The following is a 2,500-nucleotide window of genomic DNA, read 5'->3' on the forward strand; positions in this document are numbered from 1 at the left end:
CAGGTCAGCTCAATTACGGACACAGTGCTTCCACGCCGTGCGGACAGCAAAAAGCCCCGCGATTTTGCGGGGCGTAAGGCATTGTATTCATGCGGTATTTTGGTTGCGGGAGTAGGATTTGAACCTACGACCTTCAGGTTATGAGCCTGACGAGCTACCGGGCTGCTCCATCCCGCGCCGGGGGTGTCTGTTTGGGTTTGGTATCGTTATGAGAGAGATTTTTTCTGTTTCTTTTCAGGTTTGGCGGTGACCTACTCTCCCACGTCTTAAGACGCAGTACCATTGGCGCGACGGCACTTAACTTCCGAGTTCGAGATGGGATCGGGTGTTTTGCTCGTGCTATTGCCACCAAACCGGAGAAGAAACAGAAACATCGGTCGGGGATTAATCCGTCTTTCGTTTGTCTTTAAGCTTTGATTGGTAACTTGCTGTTACTGGATCAAATCAAGCCTATCGAGCGATTAGTACCAGTCAACTGAATGCATTGCTGCACTTACATCTCTGGCCTATTGACGTGGTGGTCTTCCACGGCTCTCAAGGGAGATCTTGTTTTGAAGGGGGCTTCCCGCTTAGATGCCTTCAGCGGTTATCCTGTCCGTTCATAGCTACTCTGCACTGCGGCTGGCGCCACAACAGATCCACCAGTGGAACGTTCACCCCGGTCCTCTCGTACTAGGGGCAACTCTTCTCAAATCTCCTACACCCACGGCAGATAGGGACCGAACTGTCTCACGACGTTCTAAACCCAGCTCACGTACCTCTTTAAACGGCGAACAGCCGTACCCTTGGGACCGACTTCAGCCCCAGGATGAGATGAGCCGACATCGAGGTGCCAAACGATGCCGTCGATATGGACTCTTGGGCATCATCAGCCTGTTATCCCCGGCGTACCTTTTATCCGTTGAGCGATGGCCCACCCACGTGGGACCACCGGATCACTATGGCCGTCTTTCGACTCTGCTCGACTTGTCAGTCTCGCAGTCAGGCTGGCTTCTGCCATTGCACTCAACGACCGATTTCCGACCGGTCTGAGCCAACCTTCGCGCGCCTCCGTTACTGTTTAGGAGGCGACCGCCCCAGTCAAACTCCCCGCCATGCATGGTCCTGGACCCGGATAACGGGCCGCAGTTAGACATCAAAAGTGCGAAGGGTGGTATCTCAAGGGAGGCTCCACGGGAACTGGCGTTCCCGGTTCGATGCCTACCACCTATCCTGCACATCACAATCCTGATGCCAGTGCAAAGCTGGAGTAAAGGTGCACGGGGTCTTTCCGTCTAACCGCGGGTAGTGTGCATCTTGACACACAGTTCAATTTCGCTGAGTCCATGTTTGAGACAGCGGGGAAGTCGTTACGCCATTCGTGCAGGTCGGAACTTACCCGACAAGGAATTTCGCTACCTTAGGACCGTTATAGTTACGGCCGCCGTTTACTGGGGCTTCAATTCGGAGCTTGCACCCCTCCTTTTAACCTTCCAGCACCGGGCAGGCGTCAGACCCTATACGTCGTCTTACGACTTCGCAGAGCCCTATGTTTTTAGTAAACAGTCGCCACCCCCTCTTTTGTGCCCCCGGCCAAGACTTGCGTCGAGACCGGGCCTCCTTCTCGCGAACTTACGGAGGTATTTTGCCGAGTTCCTTAAACATGGTTCTCTCAAGCGCCTTGGTATGCTCTACCTGTCCACCTGTGTCGGTTTAGGGTACGGTCTTATAGAAGGGCTATTTCCAGGAACCTCTGAACGGCCCGCCCAATCCAATAAGGGCAGACAATCTTCGAGATCCGTCACCACTTCACGGCCCAGGAATATTAACCTGGTTCCCATCGACTACGCCTTTCGGCCTCGCCTTAGGGGCCGGCTTACCCTGCTCAGATTAGCTTTAAGCAGGAACCCTTGGACTTTCGGCGAGAGGGTCTCTCACCCTCTTTGTCGCTACTCATGTCAACATTCTCACTTCTGAACGCTCCACCGGTCCCTCACGGGCCGGCTTCACAGCAGATCTCGCGTCTCCGGGACCACCGAGGTGGTCAAAGAGACATGAGATACAGAACAGAACGCTCCGCTACCACGCACATAAATGTGCATCCTAAGCTTCGGCTCATGGCTTGAGCCCCGTTACATCTTCGCCGCAGGACAGCTTATCTAGACCAGTGAGCTGTTACGCTATCTTTAAAGGATGGCTGCTTCTAAGCCAACCTCCTGGTTGTTTTGGCCGTCCCACCTGCTTTCCCACTTAGCCATGAATTAGGGGCCTTAGCTGTAGGTTAGGGTTGTTTCCCTCTTGACGACGGACGTTAGCACCCGCCGTCTGTCTGCCAGATAGTACTCTTGGGTATTCGGAGTTTGGTTAGGCTCAGTAAGTCTGTGGGACCCCATCACCCATCCAGTGCTCTACCCCCCAAGGTATTCGTCTGACGCTCTACCTAAATAGATTTCGCGGAGAACCAGCTATCTCCGAGTTTGATTGGCCTTTCACCCCTAGGCACAAGTCATCCCGACCTTTT

At 53.9% G+C, this 2,500-nt stretch carries 1 tRNA gene and 2 rRNA genes (1 of these 3 cut by a window edge); all 3 read right to left on the reverse strand.

Going from position 1 to position 2,500, the window contains the following annotated elements:
- Positions 1-100: 100 nt before the first annotated feature.
- Positions 101-177 (reverse strand) — tRNA-Met (locus DDE20_RS18675).
- Positions 178-238: 61 nt separating this feature from the next.
- Positions 239-353 (reverse strand): 5S ribosomal RNA (rrf, locus tag DDE20_RS18680).
- Between the two features lie 87 nt (positions 354-440).
- Positions 441-2,500, reverse strand: a 23S ribosomal RNA gene (locus DDE20_RS18685) (it continues 772 nt past the right edge of the window).

The organism is Pararhodobacter oceanensis (assembly GCF_003076755.1).
GTDB classification, from domain to species: domain Bacteria; phylum Pseudomonadota; class Alphaproteobacteria; order Rhodobacterales; family Rhodobacteraceae; genus Pararhodobacter; species Pararhodobacter oceanensis.